Raw genomic sequence first — 23,494 nt, 5'->3', positions numbered from 1 at the left:
AAAACGTTTTACACATTTATAGCATAATCTAAAAAAATATCTCCTATAACATCATAAACAACTTAAAACTGTTATATTTATTCACGAGTTTTATTAAATAAATTCTATTTACGTAGGAAAAACTCTACATGTTATATGTGATATTAATAAAAACGAAACATCCCATAGTCTTTACTAATTTCAAAAAGGTATATGTTTAAAAACTTTACTTCACAAAAATTTGAAACCAAAACTTTAATAGCAATTCTTATTGTAACATTTTTGGTCTACCTCAATCATTTTGACAACCCCTTCTTTTTTGATGACACACATACCATTTCAGAAAATGAATCTATAAGAAGTCTTTCTAACTGGACTTCCTTTTTCTCCAATGCTGATACGTTTAGCTCTCTTCCTGCAAATAGAGCATATCGCCCTATGATCACCTTAATGAATGCTATTGATTATTCTATTGCAGATGGGTTAAACTCCCAATATTTTCATTACCACATCTTTTTATGGTTTCTGGTATTGATCATCTTGGTATATATTCTTACTAAACACCTTTACAAAGAAGCACTTCCAAAATACAAATGGATAGGAATAACTTCTCTTTTTGCCACTGCATGGTTTGCATTGCATACCGCAAATGCAGAAACAATAAATTATATTTGTGCAAGATCTGATTCTTTTTCTACACTTTGTATAGTAGCTTCACTCCTCCTATATATTCATCCGTTAGGCAAAAAATGGCATCTTTATTTAATCACAATGTGTATAGGTATATGGACCAAACAGACAGGAGTAATGTTTTTCCCTATTCTCTTTGTTTACATAATACTTTTTGAAGAACACACATTATTAACAGATTTCAAGAAAGACACAACTAAAAAAATAAGTGCCCTAATAAAAAAGATTGCCCCTGCAGGAATGTTGGGCTCTTTTCTTTTCCTTTTTAATCAATATTATTTAACTCCCGAGTCTACGGATTCGACTAATTATTTTGTTACAAGATTTGAATACATTAGCACGCAATGGTATGTAATTATGCATTATGTAGGAAATTTCATTCTTCCTATAAACCTTAGCGCAGATCCAGATATCGCAATTGTAAAACCTTGGTACAGTCCAAAATTATTGTTTGGATTATCGATAATTCTTGGGTTGTTATTTATTATGATAAGAACTGCTTTCAAAAAAGAACTTAGACCAGTTTCTTTTGGGATCGCCTGGTTCTTCATCGCTTTATTACCAACAACGATAAATCCATTGTTTCAGATTGCAAATGACCATAGAATGTTTTTCCCTTTTATCGGGCTTTTTATTGCTGTTCCCTGGGGAATATTACTAACATTAAAAAAGTACACTCTATTAGAAAAAAATAAAATACGTGTCTTTACAGCAATAGTGATGATCCTTGTCGCTCATGCCTACGGAACAACGCAAAGAAACAACATATGGGACTCTAGTGAGTCTTTATGGTTAGATGTAGTTGTCAAAAGCCCTAAAAATGGAAGAGGATTAATGAACTATGGCCTAACCCATATGGCCAAAGGTAATTATGAAATAGCTCTTGATTATTTTAATCGAGCTCTTGAATTTACACCTAACTATTACACCTTACATATAAATCTTGCAATTTTATACGGAGGAACCAATAACCACACTAAAGCCGTATCACATTTTAAATCAGCTATTAACTTAAACACAACATCTCCGGCACCAGAATATTACTATGCAAGGTATCTTGTTGGACAAAAAAAATACAACGAGGCTTCTGATTATTTAAATTTAGCTATCGGCAAAAGCCCTAATCATACAAAATCCAAAGAATTGCTCGCTCACATTTCTGGAAATGTTACCTCGGCAGAAGAAGAAATAGCTTTGTTACTTGAAAAAATAAAACAAACCCCTACACCAAGATTATACTTAGATTTAAGTATTAAATACTATGAAATGAGAGCGTATAGAAAATCCATCTCGGCTTGTCAGGAATTGCTAAAATTATCTCCTAACAACGCTGATGCTTATAACAATATCTGTGTCGCTTACAATCAATTAAAAGAATGGAAACTTGGAGCTGAAGCTTGCAAAAAAGCTTTAGAAATAAACCCTGATTTTCAACTGGCCAAAAACAACCTGAAATGGGCCACAAATAATATCCAATAACAAAACAATAAAAAACAGTAAACCCCCATAGAATGCTTAATAATAAAACAGTCGCAGTTGTAGTACCGTGTTATAATGAATCCAAACAAATAAAAATGGTTTTGGATAGTATGCCTTCTTATGTCGATAGAATAATTGTAGTTGATGATGCATCAAAAGATGATACTGCAGGCACAGTAATGAAACTTATAACAGATAACTCTTCTACACTTAAATTAACCTCTGTTCTTAAAAACGAAATAACTCATAACATATATAACCGTGCCGATATTGAAGTAAGGCAAAAAAGCATAGATGAAATCCAAAAATTCATCCCTTCAGAGATTATCAATACAAATCCGGAAGAAGAACGAATTATTGTTATTAAACATCTGGAAAATGGTGGTGTTGGCGCAGCAATTGCTACCGGTTATAAATGGTGCAAAGACCATGATATAGATTGTACAGCAGTAATGGCTGGAGATGGTCAAATGGACCCTAATGAACTAGAATCTATATGTGCTCCTGTTGTCAATGAAGGTATCGATTATGTAAAAGGAAATAGATTAATTCATAAAAGTGCTTGGGTCATCATCCCCAGAGTTCGATTTTTAGGAAACTCTATCTTGAGTATACTTACAAAAATTGCTTCAGGGTATTGGGGAGTTTCGGATACCCAAAGTGGATATACAGCTATTTCCAACAATGCTCTCAATTCTGTCCCTCTTTATGATATATACAAAAGATATGGCATGCCAAATGACTTGTTGGTAAAACTAAATATAGCCTTTTGTACTATACGCGAAGTAAAAATAAAGCCAATCTATGGTGTTGGTGAAAAATCTAAACTAAATATTATTAAAGTTTCAATACCTATACTACTTTTATTAATACGTTCTTTTTTCACGAGGCTACAAACAAAATACTTATACAGGAGTTTCCATCCGCTATACCTGTTATATTGGTCAGCTTTTATTATTGGGGCAATAAACACGTATTTTTTATATCAATTAATTGTCAATTTTTTTGATCCTAATACTAAAACTCCTACTGATTATTTAATCATATTTATTTTTCTTACCATCTCTGGTTTTCAATCTCTATTATTTGCCATGTGGATGGATATTCAGGATAACGAAAGGCTATCCAAATAATACTATTTTAAGACCTACGTAAATCTTGTAATCTAATTGGCGAAAGATAAAACCAGATTGCTCCTGGAATAAATGATATAAGTTGTATTAAAAATATAATTAAAGATAATGCTATGGCATCCTGTGCAGGCAATCCATAGAGCTTAAAAATTATTACTAAAGAAGTTTCTCTAACTCCAATCCCTAAAATAGAAATCGGAAGAAGTGTTAATATACCCAGAATAAAGGTTCCTAAAAACAATCCTAAATGATCAATTTGCAACCCCATAGAAAAAGCGATATAATTAAAAACACCATATATCAAAGACATACTTAAACAAGTAAGAAAAAAGCTCCCAAAACTTTTCGCATATCCCAAATCATGAGAATTAAAAGCCTCCCACCACGGGGAAATTATTTTTATGAATTTCCTTCTAAAGATTAAAATGAAAATAGCAAACAAAATAACACCTGAGATCCAAAACAAAATAGACCCATCATTTTTCGGTAATTTTAGAATTGTAAAGTTTAATTGATAGTAGAAAAGAGCTACTAAGCTAAATAACAACAAGCATATGAGATCAAAAATACGATCCATAATAAGACTTGCCCATCCAACTTTTTGATTTGGTAATACATCTTTTATATACAACAACCTTCCAAAATCACCTAATCGTCCTGGTGTTATATTTGCTAAAAAAAGTCCAATAAAAAAAACTTTAAAAGCCCGATAATTGTTTAAAGGTATACCGTATGAAATAGAAATAACTCTCCATCTCACACTTTTCAAATAAAACGCTACCCACAAAATTAACAATGAAATCAAAAAATGATGAAATGAGATTTTTTGTATAGAAGCAATCGTTTCTTTCCATCCTATTTTATAGATCAAAAAAAACAAAAGAAGAAAACCAATAAACTTTACCCAATAACCTATTCGCTTCAATATAACACTTTATTAAGAAATTAATAAAACAAGATTTTATTCTTTAAAAAGACACTATTCACTCTCTTCATTTTTCTCTTTTTCCATATCACCTATAAACACTAAATCACCATGAATTTTTTCACAAGTATAAAATTTCATTTTCATCTCTTGCTCGAGCATCCATTTGTATGGGAAAAACCGTACATGTTCATCCAAAGTATAATAATAAGCTCGCTGACAGGGAACAACCACACAAAGTGTTTTCTTAGTTACCCTTTTAAGTTCCTTAACCGCTTTTTCAAAATCAATAACATGCTCTAAGGTATGAGTTGAAAACACCACATCGAATGAATTATCTTCAAAAGGCAGGTTCTCAATGCTAGCTTGATAATAATCACTATGCTCAAAGGTTTTACCTCCGATTATATCGCATCCAGTTGTTCTAAATCCTTTCTTATTCGCATAATCCAATAAAAAGCCATTTCCACAACCAACATCAATAAAAGTAGAATTGTCAGACTTTATTTGATTAAAAACATAATTAATACATTGTCTTGACATATCTGTTTGCCTACTGTTAGAAAATCTTGTATCCCTAGCAGAATAAAAGTCAGAGAATTCTTTATCCGTCCATTTATAAATTATTGATTTTAAATTCATGATAACTTTTAAATTCTTTCCTTTATACGCATAATAATAAAATGGGTACATAAAAAATTTTGAATCTCTGATTGCAGGAGGAAGCCATTCATCCATAAAATACCTTATGGTATTAGTAAAACTTCTACTATTCATAATATGAAACAATATTAATTTAAATGACGAATATAAATATAATGAAGTAAAACTTCTATTATTCACAGAGAGAAAATAGAACAATAAATATTTATAAAAATCTTCAGAATATGTTTAGTAAGTAAACCTTGAACAGGTATAAAAGAATCTATAAAGTATTTGAGCGGGAGACCGGGTTCGAACCGGCGACATTCAGCTTGGAAGGCTGACGCTCTACCAACTGAGCTACTCCCGCTTTTACTTTCAACAAATGTATTAGATTTCTTCAAAAAGAAAAAACTAAATCAAAATATTTTTCAAAAAAGTATGTTTCCTTATTTTGATTTAATGAGTATCAATAAGTTAGTAAAATGAGTCAATACTGATTCAAAATCAAAAGACAAAAACACGTTTTATCGATAAAATTTGTGTTTTATCGATAAAAAATTATATTTTTGTAGTTAAAGAAATATTAATATATTAGCTGTTAATGTATCTTTAGTAAAATAGAACACTTTTAAAACAAATAACTTACGTTAATACCGTAGATTTAAAAAAGTCGTCTTTTTATATATTAGAAACCCCAATTAATATGAAGATAAAAATACTCCTGCTTATATTCATACTTTTTACATTGACCCAAATGCGGGCTCAGGTAAAAATTGGTGACAACCCCAATCAAATAGATAACTCATCTGTTTTAGAATTACAAAGTATAGACAAAGCTTTTGTTTTAACAAGAGTTACTACATCTCAAATGAATGCTATTATCCCTTTAAACGGAGCATTGGTATACAACTTAGATGATGATTGTATATATCAATACAATAATAATAGTTGGAGTAGTCTTTGTACGGGAACCGACAATCAAACCCTTAGTTTTGACTCATTAACTAACATATTAACTCTTCAAAATGGAGGTTCGGTAGATTTAACCTCTTTAATAAACGACCCTGATCCAGACCCAACTAATGAGATTCAGGTTTTAAGTAAAACTGGAACGACAATTACTTTATCTAATGGAGGAGGAAGCATTAATGAAACGATATCAACACTTGAAGATTTAGGAGGAGGAATTTTCAGGTATACTGCCGAAGACGGTACAATTACACTTATAGATATTAATGGAGCTGTTGGCACAACAGGTGCTACTGGTCTAACGGGACCAACAGGTCCTACAGGAATTACTGGTAGAACAGGATTAACTGGACGCACAGGACTAACAGGTAGAACTGGACTAACAGGTAGAACTGGACTAACAGGTAGAACTGGACTTACTGGTAGAACAGGACTTACTGGTAGAACAGGACTTACTGGTAGAACAGGACTTACTGGTAGAACAGGACTTACAGGTCGTACAGGATTAACAGGTAGAACCGGACTTACAGGACGTACTGGATTAACCGGTAGAACAGGATTAACAGGTCGTACAGGGTTAACCGGTAGAACTGGATTAACTGGTCGTACTGGACTGACTGGACGCACTGGATTGACAGGACGTACTGGATTAACTGGTAGAACTGGACTTACAGGTCGTACAGGGCTAACCGGTAGAACAGGATTAACAGGTAGAACAGGATTAACAGGTAGAACAGGATTAACAGGTAGAACTGGATTAACTGGTAGAACCGGACTTACAGGACGCACAGGATTAACAGGACGCACAGGATTAACAGGACGCACAGGATTAACAGGTCGTACTGGACTTACAGGACGCACAGGATTAACAGGTCGTACTGGACTGACTGGTAGAACAGGATTAACAGGTAGAACTGGATTAACTGGTAGAACTGGATTAACAGGTAGAACAGGACTAACTGGACGCACAGGATTGACAGGACGTACTGGATTAACCGGTAGAACTGGACTTACAGGTCGTACTGGACTGACTGGACGCACTGGATTAACAGGTCGTACTGGACTGACTGGTAGAACAGGATTAACAGGTAGAACTGGACTTACAGGTCGTACAGGGCTAACCGGTAGAACAGGATTAACAGGTAGAACAGGATTAACAGGTAGAACTGGATTAACTGGTAGAACCGGACTTACAGGACGCACAGGATTAACAGGTAGAACTGGATTAACTGGTAGAACCGGACTTACAGGACGCACAGGATTAACAGGTAGAACTGGACTGACTGGACGCACTGGATTGACAGGTAGAACAGGACTTACAGGACGCACAGGATTGACAGGTAGAACTGGACTTACAGGTCGTACAGGGCTAACCGGTAGAACAGGATTAACCGGTAGAACAGGATTAACAGGTAGAACAGGATTAACCGGTAGAACAGGATTAACAGGTAGAACTGGATTAACTGGTAGAACCGGATTAACAGGTAGAACAGGACTAACTGGTCGTACAGGATTAACAGGTAGAACAGGATTAACAGGTCGTACAGGACTGACTGGTAGAACAGGACTTACTGGTCGTACTGGACGCACTGGATTGACAGGTAGAACAGGATTAACCGGTAGAACAGGACTAACTGGTCGTACAGGATTAACAGGTAGAACAGGATTAACAGGTAGAACAGGATTAACTGGTAGAACCGGATTAACAGGTCGTACAGGACTGACTGGTAGAACTGGACTGACTGGTCGTACTGGACGCACTGGATTGACAGGTAGAACAGGATTAACCGGTAGAACAGGACTAACTGGTCGTACAGGATTAACAGGTAGAACAGGACTTACTGGTCGCACAGGATTAACAGGTCGTACTGGATTAACTGGTAGAACAGGATTAACTGGTAGAACTGGACTAACTGGTCGTACAGGATTAACAGGTAGAACAGGACTAACTGGTAGAACAGGATTAACCGGTAGAACAGGATTAACTGGTCGTACTGGATTAACTGGTCGTACAGGATTAACAGGTCGTACAGGATTAACAGGTAGAACAGGATTAACTGGTCGTACTGGACTTACAGGTAGAACCGGACTTACAGGTAGAACTGGATTAACTGGTAGAACCGGACTTACTGGTCGCACTGGATTAACAGGACGTACTGGATTGACTGGTAGAACAGGACTGACAGGACGCACTGGATTAACTGGTCGTACTGGACTGACTGGACGCACTGGATTGACAGGTAGAACAGGATTGACAGGTAGAACAGGATTAACTGGTCGCACTGGATTAACAGGTAGAACCGGACTTACAGGACGCACAGGATTGACAGGACGCACCGGATTAACAGGTCGTACAGGACTTACTGGTAGAACAGGATTAACAGGTAGAACTGGATTAACTGGTAGAACCGGACTTACAGGTAGAACAGGATTAACTGGTCGTACAGGACTGACTGGTCGTACAGGACTGACTGGTAGAACAGGATTGACAGGTAGAACTGGACTGACTGGACGCACCGGATTAACAGGTCGTACAGGACTTACTGGTAGAACAGGACTTACTGGTCGTACTGGACTGACTGGACGCACTGGATTGACAGGTAGAACCGGATTAACAGGTAGAACAGGACTAACTGGTCGTACAGGATTAACAGGTAGAACAGGACTAACTGGTAGAACAGGATTAACCGGTAGAACAGGATTAACTGGTCGTACTGGATTAACTGGTCGTACAGGATTAACAGGTAGAACAGGATTAACAGGTCGTACAGGACTAACTGGTCGTACTGGATTAACTGGTAGAACAGGACTAACTGGTAGAACAGGACTTACTGGTCGCACAGGATTAACAGGTCGTACTGGATTAACTGGTAGAACAGGGTTAACTGGTAGAACAGGATTAACTGGTCGTACTGGATTAACTGGTAGAACCGGACTTACAGGTAGAACAGGATTAACCGGTAGAACAGGACTGACAGGTCGTACAGGATTAACTGGTAGAACTGGACTGACTGGACGCACAGGATTAACAGGTCGTACAGGACTGACTGGTAGAACAGGGCTTACTGGTCGCACTGGATTAACTGGTAGAACCGGACTTACAGGTAGAACAGGACTTACTGGTCGCACAGGATTAACAGGTCGTACAGGACTGACTGGTAGAACAGGACTTACTGGACGCACTGGATTGACAGGTAGAACAGGATTAACCGGTAGAACTGGACTAACTGGTCGCACTGGATTGACTGGTAGAACAGGATTAACTGGTAGAACCGGACTTACAGGACGCACAGGACGCACAGGATTAACAGGTCGTACTGGACTGACTGGTAGAACTGGATTAACTGGTAGAACCGGACTTACAGGTAGAACAGGATTAACTGGTCGTACAGGATTAACTGGTAGAACAGGATTAACTGGTCGTACTGGACTTACAGGTAGAACAGGACTTACAGGTAGAACTGGATTAACTGGTAGAACCGGACTTACTGGTCGCACTGGATTAACAGGACGTACAGGATTAACTGGTAGAACCGGATTAACAGGACGTACTGGATTGACTGGTAGAACAGGACTTACAGGACGCACTGGATTAACTGGTCGTACTGGACTGACTGGACGCACTGGATTGACAGGTAGAACAGGATTAACTGGTCGCACTGGATTAACAGGTAGAACCGGACTTACAGGACGCACAGGATTGACAGGACGCACCGGATTAACAGGTAGAACAGGATTAACAGGTAGAACCGGACTTACAGGTAGAACAGGATTAACTGGTCGTACAGGACTGACTGGTAGAACAGGATTGACAGGTAGAACTGGACTGACTGGACGCACAGGATTAACAGGTAGAACAGGACTGACTGGTAGAACAGGATTAACTGGTAGAACAGGATTAACTGGTAGAACAGGACTTACAGGTAGAACAGGACTTACAGGTAGAACAGGACTTACAGGTAGAACTGGATTAACTGGTAGAACCGGACTTACTGGTCGTACTGGACTTACAGGTAGAACAGGACTTACAGGTAGAACAGGACTTACAGGTAGAACAGGACTTACAGGTAGAACAGGACTTACAGGTAGAACAGGACTTACTGGTAGAACAGGACTTACAGGTAGAACTGGATTAACTGGTAGAACCGGACTTACTGGTCGCACTGGATTAACAGGACGTACAGGATTAACTGGTAGAACCGGATTAACAGGACGTACTGGATTGACTGGTAGAACAGGACTTACAGGACGCACTGGATTAACTGGTCGTACTGGACTGACTGGTCGCACTGGATTAACAGGTAGAACCGGACTTACAGGACGCACAGGATTAACAGGTCGTACAGGACTGACTGGTAGAACAGGGCTTACTGGTCGCACTGGATTAACTGGTAGAACCGGACTTACAGGTAGAACAGGACTTACAGGTAGAACAGGACTTACAGGTAGAACAGGACTTACTGGTCGCACAGGATTAACAGGTCGTACAGGACTGACTGGTAGAACAGGACTTACTGGACGCACTGGATTGACAGGTAGAACAGGATTAACCGGTAGAACTGGACTAACTGGTCGCACTGGATTGACTGGTAGAACAGGATTAACTGGTAGAACCGGACTTACAGGACGCACAGGACGCACAGGATTAACAGGTCGTACTGGACTGACTGGTAGAACTGGATTAACTGGTAGAACAGGATTAACTGGTCGTACTGGACTTACAGGTAGAACCGGACTTACAGGTAGAACTGGATTAACTGGTAGAACCGGACTTACTGGTCGCACTGGATTAACAGGACGTACAGGATTAACTGGTAGAACCGGATTAACAGGACGTACTGGATTGACTGGTAGAACAGGATTAACTGGTCGCACTGGATTAACAGGTAGAACCGGACTTACAGGACGCACAGGATTGACAGGATTAACAGGTCGTACTGGACTGACTGGTAGAACTGGATTAACTGGTAGAACCGGACTTACAGGTAGAACAGGATTAACTGGTCGTACTGGATTGACAGGTCGTACAGGATTAACTGGTAGAACAGGATTAACTGGTCGTACTGGACTTACAGGTAGAACCGGACTTACAGGTAGAACTGGATTAACTGGTAGAACCGGACTTACTGGTCGCACTGGATTAACAGGACGTACAGGATTAACTGGTAGAACCGGATTAACAGGACGTACTGGATTGACTGGTAGCGTACTGGACTGACTGGACGCACTGGATTGACAGGTAGAACAGGATTAACTGGTCGCACTGGATTAACAGGTAGAACCGGACTTACAGGACGCACAGGATTGACAGGACGCACCGGATTAACTGGTAGAACCGGACTTACAGGTAGAACAGGATTAACTGGTCGTACAGGACTGACTGGTAGAACAGGATTGACAGGTAGAACTGGACTGACTGGACGCACAGGATTAACAGGTAGAACAGGACTGACTGGTAGAACAGGATTAACTGGTAGAACAGGATTAACTGGTCGTACTGGACTTACAGGTAGAACAGGACTTACAGGTAGAACTGGATTAACTGGTAGAACCGGACTTACTGGTCGCACTGGATTAACAGGACGTACAGGATTAACTGGTAGAACCGGATTAACAGGACGTACTGGATTGACTGGTAGAACAGGACTTACAGGACGCACTGGATTAACTGGTCGTACTGGACTGACTGGACGCACTGGATTGACAGGTAGAACAGGATTAACTGGTCGCACTGGATTAACAGGTAGAACCGGACTTACAGGACGCACAGGATTGACAGGACGCACCGGATTAACAGGTAGAACTGGATTAACTGGTAGAACCGGACTTACAGGTAGAACAGGATTAACTGGTCGTACAGGACTGACTGGTAGAACAGGATTGACAGGTAGAACTGGACTGACTGGACGCACAGGATTAACAGGTAGAACAGGACTGACTGGTAGAACAGGATTAACTGGTCGTACAGGACTGACTGGTAGAACAGGACTTACTGGTCGTACTGGACGCACTGGATTGACAGGTAGAACAGGATTAACCGGTAGAACAGGACTGACAGGTCGTACAGGATTAACCGGTAGAACAGGATTAACCGGTAGAACAGGACTGACAGGTCGTACAGGATTAACCGGTAGAACCGGATTAACAGGTCGTACAGGATTAACTGGTAGAACTGGATTAACTGGTAGAACTGGATTAACTGGTAGAACAGGACTTACAGGTAGAACAGGATTAACTGGACGCACTGGATTGACAGGTAGAACAGGATTAACTGGTAGAACTGGACTGACTGGACGCACAGGATTAACAGGTCGTACAGGACTGACTGGTAGAACAGGGCTTACTGGTCGCACTGGATTAACTGGTAGAACCGGACTGACTGGTAGAACAGGACTTACTGGACGCACTGGATTGACAGGTAGAACAGGATTAACCGGTAGAACTGGACTAACTGGTCGTACAGGACTGACTGGACGCACTGGATTGACAGGTAGAACAGGATTAACCGGTAGAACAGGACTGACAGGTAGAACTGGATTAACAGGTCGCACTGGATTAACAGGTCGTACTGGATTAACTGGTAGAACCGGACTTACAGGACGCACAGGATTAACAGGTCGTACTGGACTGACTGGTAGAACAGGATTAACTGGTAGAACCGGATTAACAGGTCGTACAGGACTGACTGGTAGAACAGGATTAACCGGTAGAACTGGATTAACTGGTAGAACAGGACTGACAGGTCGTACAGGATTAACTGGTAGAACTGGATTAACAGGTAGAACTGGACTGACTGGACGCACAGGATTAACAGGTCGTACAGGACTGACTGGTAGAACAGGACTGACTGGTCGCACTGGATTGACAGGTAGAACAGGATTAACCGGTAGAACTGGACTTACTGGTCGCACTGGATTGACAGGTAGAACAGGATTAACCGGTAGAACTGGACTTACAGGACGTACAGGATTAACTGGTAGAACAGGATTAACTGGTCGTACTGGACTGACTGGACGCACTGGATTGACAGGTAGAACAGGATTAACCGGTAGAACAGGACTGACAGGTCGTACAGGACTGACAGGTCGTACAGGATTAACCGGTAGAACCGGATTAACAGGTCGTACAGGACTGACTGGTAGAACAGGATTAACCGGTAGAACTGGATTAACTGGTAGAACAGGACTAACTGGACGCACAGGATTGACTGGTCGTACTGGACTGACTGGTAGAACAGGAGCAACCGGTGAAACTGGAGCTATGGGACCACATACTTTTGAATATAATTTCAATACGGCAACCGCTGGAAATGTAGGTCCAAATGAATATCGTTACAATAATAGCGACTATACCCTGGTTACAGAAATATCAATACACCCTACAGACCTAAATGGAATTACAACAGATGCTTGGATTCAAAGTTTAGAAGAGAACTCTGTAATCCTAATGGAAGATCCTAATGACATTTCCGATTTTGTGACTTATTCAGTTAATTCGTTACCAACATTTAACGGAACTAATTGGGTGATTGATGTAACTTATGAAGACTCAGCTACTGGTTTAGCATTACCTGGTGCAGGAGATTTACGATATATTAACTTCACTCCTGCTGGTGCACCTGGTGACCCTGCAACAAATATTGTAACAAATTTAACTCAGGATACAAGTACAGGTGTTATCACATATACCAATGAAAATAGTACTGCACAAACAGCAAATGTTGTAAGTACAGATTCAGGAAATGAAGTTTCGGCAGGAAGCGATGGAGGAGCATTCTTTGCTAGCCCGGTAAAAGCAATTGCTAAAGTAACAATGACCTATAATGCCGATGCAACCTCTACATATGCATCTCATGCGATTGCGAAACAACATAATATTGCGAGTGTAACAAGAATTAATGAAGGGGATTATCAAATTACATTTACCAATGCAATGCCAGATGCTAATTATGTAATTCAATTATCTGTGGTAGATTGTGATGGTAATTGTCCAGGTAACACAAATGCTAGATTCGATGACCCAGGAATTACTTACTATAATCAAACTACTAGTGGATTTAGAGTTAACATTGGTGACAGTGATAACGGAAGTAACGAAAAAGATGATATCGATTTAGAATTCATGATCACTGTATTTGATTTTTAAAATAAGATATCTAAAAAATAAAAGAACGAACCAAAGCTTAAAAAAGTAAAAAATATAGTTTATCACATGAAGAAAATACCCCTATATTTATTATTCATATTCCTGATGAATCATACGTATTCTCAAATAGGTCCAAATGATGCTAATGCGTTGTTAGGGGTTCCTGTTGCCACTGATTTAACAGAAATAAATGCTATTTTAAATCCGCAAATTGGTTCTGTGGTATTTAATTCAGCCGACGAAGAACTTTATCGATATACCGGCCTTACTAATGGCTGGCAACTTGTTTCATCTGATGATCAAGATGCTTCAGAAGTACCCTTGGTCACAAATGTTGATGTCAATTACGATACTTCAACAGGAACAGGTACCACCTCCACTACTCCCGCAATAGTTACAGAAAGTAATGTAGAGCAAGTGGTGCAGGCAATTGCCCCTATTACCTCAAAAGCAGGACGTGTATTTTTTCCTCCTTCTATAGAAATTGATGTTTCTACTAATGGTGTTGGACGCACATTAGATTTATACGATCAATATTTACAACAATATTCGTTATCACCCGACCCCATTGGTGCAACAGCTGTCGAAACAGCTGTTAGTAATGGTGCTCCGGCAACAATACCCGTTTATCAAAATACAGAACTTTATTATTATGTTACCTACGCAGACCCTTTCATATTTGATAATATTTCAATTAACGAATTTGGAGTTATGACCTATAGTGTCATTGGTCAACCAACAAGTAATAATGCAATAATTAATGTTGTATTTGTGGTTAAGTAAAACCTAATCGTATAAACATTATGATCCCAATACCAAGTATAAAGTACTCTTTTATAATTATAGCTATAAGCATATTTTTTTCCAATATTCTTACTGGACAAGATACTTTTGGTGATCAATTTAATAGTGTTGCATATAATCTAAATACAGGGAGTCAAAATTGGTCATCGAATTGGATAGAAACTGGTGAAACCACCAATCCAAATGGAGGAAGAATGTTTGTAAATTCAGGACAAATAGGATACAATTTTAATTGGCTAACGTTTAGAAACATGAGGAATAACAGAACTATTACCAGGTCTGTAGACTTATCTTCGTATGCTTCTGCAACGCTTACTCTTAATTACGACTCTTTTGATCTAAATGATGAATCTTTACAAGTACAATTGTTTAATAACAACACAGGAACTTATGAAACTATAGCAACATTGGTTTTTAATGGTGCTTTCTTTTCAACTTTAAATCATACGTTTACAGCTGATCAAATTTCTGCAGCTTCTGCGATTCGTTTTCGATCCGGAAGTGGTAGTTATGATGGAGGTTTTGAAAGAATATTTATTGATAATATTGTAATTACTGCCACTGCACCTACAACTCCAGAAATATCTATAGATGATGTTACAGTTAATGAAAATGCAGGAACTCTAGATTTTACAGTTTCTCATACAGGAGGAACAACTAGCGGAAGTTTTACAGTTGATTTTGCAACCGCCAACAATACAGCAGTTGCACCAGGAGATTTTACTGCATCATCATCAAATATTACGTTTACAGGAACAACATTAAGCACGCAAACTATTTCTATACCTATAATAGATGATAATTTTGCAGAAAATACTGAAAATTTCTTCGTAAATATAAGTAACCCCAGTGATGGGTCCGTAAGTATTACAGACACACAAGGTATAGGAACCATTAATGATAATGACACTGCTTCTATTGCTATTAATGATATTACTGTTAATGAAGGGGATGGTACTGCCACATTAACCATAACATTATCAGGCGCTAATGTATCTGGTGGTTTCTCTATTCCTTTTACTTTTGCCGATGGCTCTGCTACAGATCCTGCCGATTATACATCTGCCGGTGCTACAGCTTCGCCAATTAATTTTGCGGGTACTATAAACGAAACACAACAAATAACAATTCCGATTATTGATGATACGGATTTTGAAGGAAATCATAACTTTTTTGCGAATCTAGGAGCTGCAAGTAACCCTTTGGTCACAATAGTGGATAACCAAGGACAAGTAACCATTCAAGATAATGAAGCTGGTATTAGTATTGGAGATCTCGCATCTATTAATGAAGCTGATGGTACTGCTACTTTTATTGTTACTCATTCGGGAGCAAATGTTCCAGGAGGTTTTACAATAAGCTATACCACAGCAAACAATACAGCAACGACACCTAGTGACTATACCTTAACCAGTTCCCCTCCCCTTCTTAACTTTTCGGGGACTAGTGGAGAAACACAAAATATTGTGGTGCCAATTATTAATGATACCACAGCAGAGGCGACTGAAACATTTTTTGTAAATCTTAGTAGTCCAAGTGACCCAACAGTTATAATAACAGATTCGCAAGGGCAAGGTACTATTATAGATAATGATTTAGCATCTATAGCTATTAATGATGTTACCGTTAATGAAGGTGATGGAACTGCTACGTTAACCGTAACATTATCAGGGGCTAATGTCTCTGGTGGATTTACTGTTCCTTATACTCTAGCAAATGGTACTGCTACAGATCCCGCTGATTATACAGCTGCAGGCTCTACAGCTTCCCCGATTAATTTTGCGGGTACCATTAATGAAACACAACAAATAACAGTTCCTATTATTGATGATAGTGATCTAGAAGGAGATCATAATTTTTTCATCAATCTTGGTACTCCAAGTAATGCACTTGTTACGGTAGCTGACAATCAAGGAGAAGTAACCATTCAAGATAATGATGCAGGAATTAGCATTGGTGACCTTGTATCTATTGGTGAAGCATCTGGAACTGCAACTTTTACGGTTACACATTCTGGAGCCGATATCCCTGGTGGATTTACGATAAGCTTTGCTACAGCAGATAATACAGCAGTTGCACCGGGAGATTATACTGCAACCAGCTCCCCCCCACTCCTTAATTTTTCAGGAACCAGTGGGGAAACACAAAATATTACAGTAACCATTATTAATGATACTGATACAGAAGGAAATGAAAGTTTTTTTGTTAACCTTAGTAGTCCAAGTAGTCCTTCAGTTACGATAACCGATTCACAAGGTGTAGGTACCATTATCGATGACGAAGTACCATTTATAATTACAGACCTTGTTACAGACAATACTTGTAGTGGTTTTTTTGTTGATTCTGGGAGCTTTAATGGTCAATACGCAAATAATGAAAACATTACCTATACACTTTGCCCAGATACACCTGGCTCTACACTCGTATTGAATTTTACATCATTTGATGTGGAAAACAACTTTGATTTTTTAACAGTGTATGATGGCACAACTACAACCACATTAATTGATATTTATCACAATGGCAATGCCCCTAGTACTGTATTACCTATAATTTCTACAGATCCTTCCGGTTGTTTAACTTTTGTTTTTACTTCAGATTTCAGTATTGTTGAAGACGGTTGGACTGCAAACATTTCTTGTGCTACATCATTTTTAAGTGTTAATGATATAACAGTAAATGAAGCTGCCGGAACCGCAACTTTCACAGCCACTCTTAATGGTGCTACAGGAGGTCCTTTTTCGGTAGATTTTAGAACAGAAGATGGGACTGCTTTTGCAGATTCTGATTTTACAGAGAGTACAGGTACTTTAAATTTTGCAGGTACCAACGGTGAAACTCGAACAATTACAGTACCTATTATTAATAATACCTTTGCCGAAAATAATGAAAACTTTTTTGTCGTTTTAGAAAATGTAAGTAATCCATTGGTAGGATTAATTCCAGGGACAGGAACAATTACCGATGATGTTGGAGATACTCCTGTAAGCGACGATGTACCCTTAACACTTTTTGATGAATTTAATGGGTATTTTGATTACGCATTAACAGCAGGTACTTTAAGAACTGAGGATGAATCTAGTGATCCTTGTGCTATTACCGATTCATCATCTAACGTTCTTACTACTTCGATCCCAGCAGGATCTACCATAGAAAATGCTTATTTATTATGGGGGCATTCTAGTACTGCAGCAGATGACGTTGTTACTTTTGAAGGACAATCTGTAACCGCTAGCACTATTAATTCGGCTGGTGGTGGCGCTTTCTTTGGAATGGTAGCCGACGTAACAACTATTGTTCAGGGCATTCCCGACCCTTCTACCAATACTTATGATTTTACAGACCTAGTTATTGATAATAAAACATTATGTAATAATACGACCGTATTTGGAGGGTGGGCATTATATATATTTTATACAAACCCTGCATTTCCTGCGGTTAGTATCAATATGTACAATGGTTTTGATGCCGAATCTAATAATACAACCAGTTATACATTAAGTGGGTTTTATGCTATTGGTTCTACTGGTTCTAAAACTTCAGTGTTATCCTGGGAAGGAGACGTTGCAAGAACCGGAAATGAAGTAATATCTGTTACTACTGGTTTAGGGACTACTACTCTACTTGGTGATGGAGATAACTCTGCTGTTCTTGAAAACGTATTTAATGCTACTATATACGACGATACAGCGGTTCCTATATTTGAAGACACCTCTTTATTTGGTTTTGACTTAGACACGTATGACATCTCTTCTTTAATTGCACAAGGAGAGACAACGGCAACAACACAGATACAAACCGGTAATGATCTTGTAGTTCTTAATTCTGTATTACTAAAAGTACCTAGTAACTTGATTACCGGTACCGTTTTTGAAGATATTAATTACCCAGGGGGTGTTGGAAGAGATTTAGCTACTTCTTCTGGCGTGGGTATCCCTGGAGTAACCTTAGAATTATATGACAATCTAGGTGTTTTGCAAGAAACCACAACGACAAATGCCAGCGGAGATTATACTTTTGGAGGGATGGCAAATGGTTCCTATAGTGTTAGAGTTGTAAATGGTGGTCTTCCTTCAACACGCGGTGGTGGTACAAGTTGCCCAACATGTATTCCCATACAAACATTTAGAAGAAATTATGTTACAGGAGGCACTTATACAGATATTACCAATGAAATTGGAGGAGCTAATCCTGCAGGAGCAGATGTTGGTATTGGTGTTTTAACTGGAGCACAAACTATTTCAACAGCTTCCATTGTAAGTGAAGGAGTTGTAGATTTTGACTTTGGATTCAACTTCAACACCATTGTAAATACTAACGAAAATGGACAAGGGTCATTAGAACAATTTATAGTAAACTCTAACAATTTAGACGAAACCGGTTTGAATATAGAAGCGAACAGTATTTTTAATCCTGCCGCAGGAGAAGATACTTCTATTTTTATGATCCCTCCTACAGGTGATGCATTGGGAAGAACAGCAGATGGAAATTTTACCAGTGGATATTTTAATATTGATATTGGAAACGGTGTTAATCTATCTGCAATTACTAGTGACAACACACATATCGACGGAAGAACACAAACGGCATACTCTGGTGATACCAATACAGGTACAATTGCTCCTTCACAAACAAATGTTGGAGTCTCTGTCACAGCATTACCCACTTATAATTTACCAGAAATTCAAATTGATGGTTCTACGCTGGGTGATGTGTTTACAGTACAAGCTAATGGTGTAACTCTTAGAAATATGGCAATCTATTCTAGTGGAAATGTAGGTATTCAGAATACTGCTGGATCTGTAGCTGACCCTCTTGTGGTAACCGAAAATTTAATTGGGATCAATGCCGATGGTGCGATAAGTAATCGATTAAGCAGAGGTATTAGAGTTTCGGGTAGTGCAGTCACGCAAATTACTAATAATTATATTTCGCAAAACAGTAGCACCGGTATTACTATTAGTGGTGGTACTTCTACTATCATACAATTTAATGCGATGGAATCCAACGGAACCAATTCTTGTGCTGATGCTATTGAATTAGGTTCTGGAACAGGAGTATCTGTCCAGTTTAATTTAATTAACAATACCGCTGCTATCGGTATTGAAGGGTGGCAATACCCAGGAGGTGTCACCATTAATGAAAACACCATTACAAATTCTGGTCTGAACGGTGGATTATGTTCTGGATCAATCGAAAACAGTGGAATAAGATTATATGGAAATAACTCTTCTATCACTTCTAATATTATTACAAGTAGTGGTGGTGCAGGAGTTGTTATCACAGGAGGCAATACTTCTGGTAATTTGATTTCGCAAAATTCGATATATGCAAATGGTACTTTAAATCCCTCATTAGGAATTGATATTGATCAAGCTACAACAGGTAACCCTTTAGGTGATGGAGTAACTCTAAATGATAATGGAGATATAGATGTGGGCCCCAACGAAAGTATCAATTTTCCGGTTTTCGAATCTGCATCGATATCTGGTACTACCATGACAGTAGTAGGTTGGTCAAGACCTGGTGCTACTATCGAATTTTTCCTAACCGATGTTAGCCAAGGAAGTGCAACTGCCGGAGACAATCAAGTTGGTGGTGTATCCCAAGACTACGGAGAGGGGCAAATATTTTTAGGAGCCGCTACAGAAGGTAGTGGATCAGATTCTGATGTAACAACTTCTACGTACAATGATGCAGATGGTAATACAGATAACACAAATAGATTCAATTTCACAATAACATTAGCATCTCCAGCACTAGTAGGTAGTATGATAACAGCGACCGCAACAGTAGGTAATTCAACTTCTGAATTTGGAGGTTCTATGGCATTAACAACAGGAACAATAATTACAAATAGAAAAATCACTTATAGAGTGAGGCAATAATAAATTTAGAAAATTAACGGTAAACACTAAAAAAACCCCTTTATCCTACAAAAACTACATTTCATCGATACTTTTACGCTTTTTATCGTAGTTATTTTACGGTTATAACATTTTTTTTAGTATTTTTACCTTATACCAATTACTGTAATACCGTAACTACGGTGCAGAAACCTAAAAATTATGAAAAAAATAGCCTTTATAACTGTTTGTTTATTGACGAATATTTCCCTTGCACAGGAAGCATTTCGCAATTTTGGCAATGTACAGATACATGACCTAGGGCAAGTAGGGTTCCATATCGATGTGATTAATGATGGAACTTTTGATCAAAACAGAGGTTTTGCAGGTTTTTATAATACAATCAATAGTTTAACCATATCCGGAAGCAATCAACCTATTTTTTATGATATGGAAGTTAATGTTATAGATGATTTATTTCTTAACGTAAATGTGGGCGTAGCTAATTTTCAGGAATTCGTAAACGGTAGAGTTCAAACACCAAGAGATCAAAAAGATATATCCTTACACTATATAAATGACGCTCCATATATGGGCGAAAATGATACCAGATATGTAGATGGTTATTCATCTATAACAGGAGTTCTAGACTTTACTTTCCCTATAGGAGATGATTTCAGACTTCGTCCTATGCGTATTGAAACAAATGCTGCTGTAAACACTGCAAAAGGAGCTTATTATTTTGAAAACCCTAATACACCAAATTTTTTCTCTGGTAGCTTTGATACAGACAATTTTGATAATTTACTTTATGGTGTAAGTAACTTTGAGTTTTGGGATTTAGATGGTACTACAGAAACTCGTGTAACACTTACCTGGGATGATAACAGTAATATCCCAACTTTGGTAGACAATCTTGAAAATTTAAGAGTTGTTGGATGGGATAAAGCCACAAATCGATGGGTGAACCTTGGAAACACTTCTTTTACCGGTGATCTTAATAGTGGTGAAATCACATCTGATCTTATCATACCAGACAACTATGAAATACTTACTTTCGGTTCTTCAGAGATTTTATTAGACGGTGACCTTGAGGTATTTACAGGAGTATCACCTAATGGAGATGGTGATAATGATACATTTATTATCCAAGGTATTGAACAATTTCCTGATAACGAATTAGCTATCTTTAATAGATGGGGTGTAGAAGTATATCGTAAAAAAGGATATGATAATTCTTGGGGAGGGATTTCTGAAGGAAGAACTACTATTGCTAAAGGAGAAGAACTTCCTGTAGGAACTTATTATTATGTTTTAAAACTTGGTAGTGGACAAAAAGATCGTGCAGGATACCTATATATTAATCGATAATATATTTGTTCATACGGTATAATCTAATGACAATTTCTTATTGTGCCTAGTTTTAAGTAAATTGATGGTTTAATTAAAATATTGTTATGATTAGAAGACTACTCTTTATTCTACTTATTTTACCTGGATTTGTATTTTCTCAAATAGACGCGCTCTCGGTCATGGGATTACCAACTAGTGCCACCATAGTAGAAATGAATGGAATTACAGGAGCGGCAACAGGATCTATTCTATACAATCTTGAAGATAGTAAAATCTATGTTTTTGATGGCACCAATTGGGTATCTACTTCTAATGATAATTGGTTAGTCGATGGAAATACCGGGTTGCCAACCACTTCTTTCCTAGGGCATATCGATGATATTGCTATGGAAATTAGATCTAACAATTTACCTCTATTACAATTTGGACGCAGACAAACTTTGGGTCTAACTGCAGCACTTCCAGATTATACCGATAATGATCAACCTTTGGTTCATGTCAATGGCAATGGTACTACATCTGCACTTCAGTTTAGAGCACCTGGAGGATCTTTCTACCAACCAATGTTCTTTACAACCCCCAACGGAAGCTTTCGATTAAAAGGTAGTGCAGGAATAACTGATATTTTTGAAATAGGGTCTGCAGGCCCTAACAATGATGGTCGATTAGAGTTTACCGTTGGTGATGATGGTGATGAGCAAATTGTATTTAAACGATATGATTATAGACGTGGACAATTTCATAGAGAATTTTTTAGAGTACAAGGAAGTAATAATACTGCAGATGCCACCACTCGTTTTGGGATCAATCTAAACACACAAGAAGTTCCGATAGATAGTGATTATGATGACCCATCATCTGGGTTTACCATGGCCAATTCTACGCTTCAGCTCGAAGGGTCTTTTGCAACATCAATTTTAAGCACTACAGGAAACCTGACCTTGACCGAGGATCATCATACCATTCATATTATAGGAGCTCATAACATCACACTTCCCGCCGCCAATACTTGTGAAGGTCGAATGTATGTCATAAAAAATAGTACCAATGCCAATAGAACCATTAGCACATATAGAGATCATACCAATGCTAACCAAACTACTATTACTTCTGAAACTATTCTATGGATCAAAAGTGATGGCACAAACTGGCAACAAATAAATAATATCGGAGGAAGTAGTTCTGGTACTTCGCCAATAGTTGCATTGGGAAAGATAGCAGGTAATGGAACCAACTTAAAAACTCAAGGGGCTTCTGCTGTAAGAAATGGGGTTGGTAATTACACGGTTACTTTGGGAACCGCAAGATCAAGTAGTAATTACATTATTCAGTTAACTGTTAACGATCCAAGCGTTTTTCAGTCTTCGATACAAGTAACGAATCAAACAACAACTACCTTTACGGTTCAAATATATGTAAGACTTAACGGTAATACAACGTTATTTATAGATGATGCGGACTGGTATTTTACAGTGAGTGATTTTTAAATCTTCCTCTTTTCGAAAAAATGTTTTTAGGACATAACA

10 protein-coding genes and 1 tRNA gene are annotated in these 23,494 nt (G+C 38.3%); 8 read left to right on the top strand and 3 right to left on the bottom strand.

Translation table 11 applies throughout. From position 1 onward, the window contains the following. Positions 1–192: 192 nt before the first annotated feature. Together ABW636_RS15585 and ABW636_RS15580 are read left to right on the top strand one after the other, a co-directional pair. A complete protein-coding gene (locus ABW636_RS15585) occupies positions 193–2,148 on the top strand; it encodes a tetratricopeptide repeat protein (protein ID WP_367590990.1) in 1,956 nt (651 codons plus the stop codon). Positions 2,149–2,180: 32 nt separating this feature from the next. Further along, positions 2,181–3,281 (top strand): glycosyltransferase family 2 protein, encoded by a 1,101-nt coding sequence (locus tag ABW636_RS15580; protein ID WP_367590989.1) that lies wholly within the window; start codon positions 2,181–2,183, stop codon positions 3,279–3,281. A 7-nt stretch (positions 3,282–3,288) separates the two neighbouring features. Here the strand turns inward: ABW636_RS15580 and ABW636_RS15575 are convergent, their stop codons facing one another. The 3 genes from ABW636_RS15575 to ABW636_RS15565 form a co-directional block, all read right to left on the bottom strand. Further along, entirely contained in the window at positions 3,289–4,206 is a 918-nt protein-coding gene (locus ABW636_RS15575; RefSeq protein WP_367590988.1) for a lysylphosphatidylglycerol synthase transmembrane domain-containing protein, read from the bottom strand. 54 nt (positions 4,207–4,260) lie between these two features. After that, positions 4,261–4,983, bottom strand: coding sequence for a class I SAM-dependent methyltransferase (locus tag ABW636_RS15570; RefSeq protein WP_367590987.1), 723 nt, complete (start codon positions 4,981–4,983; stop codon positions 4,261–4,263). A gap of 162 nt (positions 4,984–5,145) precedes the next feature. Continuing rightward, positions 5,146–5,218: transfer RNA gene (locus ABW636_RS15565), tRNA-Gly, on the bottom strand. A gap of 336 nt (positions 5,219–5,554) precedes the next feature. Between ABW636_RS15565 and ABW636_RS15560 the strand changes: the two genes are divergently transcribed. The 6 genes from ABW636_RS15560 to ABW636_RS15535 all read left to right on the top strand — a co-directional run bounded on the left by ABW636_RS15560 (position 5,555) and on the right by ABW636_RS15535 (position 23,455). Beyond that, entirely contained in the window at positions 5,555–11,038 is a 5,484-nt protein-coding gene (locus tag ABW636_RS15560) for a beta strand repeat-containing protein (RefSeq protein ID WP_367590986.1), read from the top strand. 14 nt (positions 11,039–11,052) lie between these two features. Continuing rightward, a complete protein-coding gene (locus ABW636_RS15555) occupies positions 11,053–13,965 on the top strand; it encodes a beta strand repeat-containing protein (RefSeq protein ID WP_367590985.1) in 2,913 nt (970 codons plus the stop codon). Between the two features lie 66 nt (positions 13,966–14,031). Next, on the top strand, positions 14,032–14,748 hold the full coding sequence (locus ABW636_RS15550) for a hypothetical protein (RefSeq protein WP_367590984.1): 717 nt from the start codon (positions 14,032–14,034) through the stop codon (positions 14,746–14,748). A 20-nt stretch (positions 14,749–14,768) separates the two neighbouring features. After that, complete coding sequence (locus tag ABW636_RS15545) at positions 14,769–20,657, top strand: beta strand repeat-containing protein (RefSeq protein ID WP_367590983.1); 5,889 nt, start codon at positions 14,769–14,771, stop codon at positions 20,655–20,657. Positions 20,658–20,837: 180 nt separating this feature from the next. Continuing rightward, a complete protein-coding gene (locus ABW636_RS15540; protein WP_367590982.1) occupies positions 20,838–21,986 on the top strand; it encodes a T9SS type B sorting domain-containing protein in 1,149 nt (382 codons plus the stop codon). 86 nt (positions 21,987–22,072) lie between these two features. Next, positions 22,073–23,455, top strand: coding sequence for a hypothetical protein (locus tag ABW636_RS15535; protein ID WP_367590981.1), 1,383 nt, complete (start codon positions 22,073–22,075; stop codon positions 23,453–23,455). Positions 23,456–23,494: the final 39 nt, after the last annotated feature.

This window comes from Aquimarina discodermiae, from assembly GCF_040786235.1.
Taxonomy (GTDB): Bacteria; Bacteroidota; Bacteroidia; order Flavobacteriales; family Flavobacteriaceae; genus Aquimarina.
This window is presented reverse-complemented; position numbering and strand designations above follow the sequence as displayed.

Bases quoted from the DNA above. Each gene is read 5' to 3' on its own strand.
- ABW636_RS15580 (WP_367590989.1), top strand. From the start codon at position 2,181: ATGCTTAATAATAAAACAGTCGCAGTTGTAGTACCGTGTTATAATGAA.
- ABW636_RS15560 (WP_367590986.1), top strand. From the start codon at position 5,555: ATGAAGATAAAAATACTCCTGCTTATATTCATACTTTTTACATTGACC.
- ABW636_RS15535 (WP_367590981.1), top strand. From the start codon at position 22,073: ATGATTAGAAGACTACTCTTTATTCTACTTATTTTACCTGGATTTGTA.
- ABW636_RS15550 (WP_367590984.1), top strand. From the start codon at position 14,032: ATGAAGAAAATACCCCTATATTTATTATTCATATTCCTGATGAATCAT.
- ABW636_RS15540 (WP_367590982.1), top strand. From the start codon at position 20,838: ATGAAAAAAATAGCCTTTATAACTGTTTGTTTATTGACGAATATTTCC.
- ABW636_RS15570 (WP_367590987.1), bottom strand. From the start codon at position 4,983: ATGAATAGTAGAAGTTTTACTAATACCATAAGGTATTTTATGGATGAA.
- ABW636_RS15545 (WP_367590983.1), top strand. From the start codon at position 14,769: ATGATCCCAATACCAAGTATAAAGTACTCTTTTATAATTATAGCTATA.
- ABW636_RS15585 (WP_367590990.1), top strand. From the start codon at position 193: ATGTTTAAAAACTTTACTTCACAAAAATTTGAAACCAAAACTTTAATA.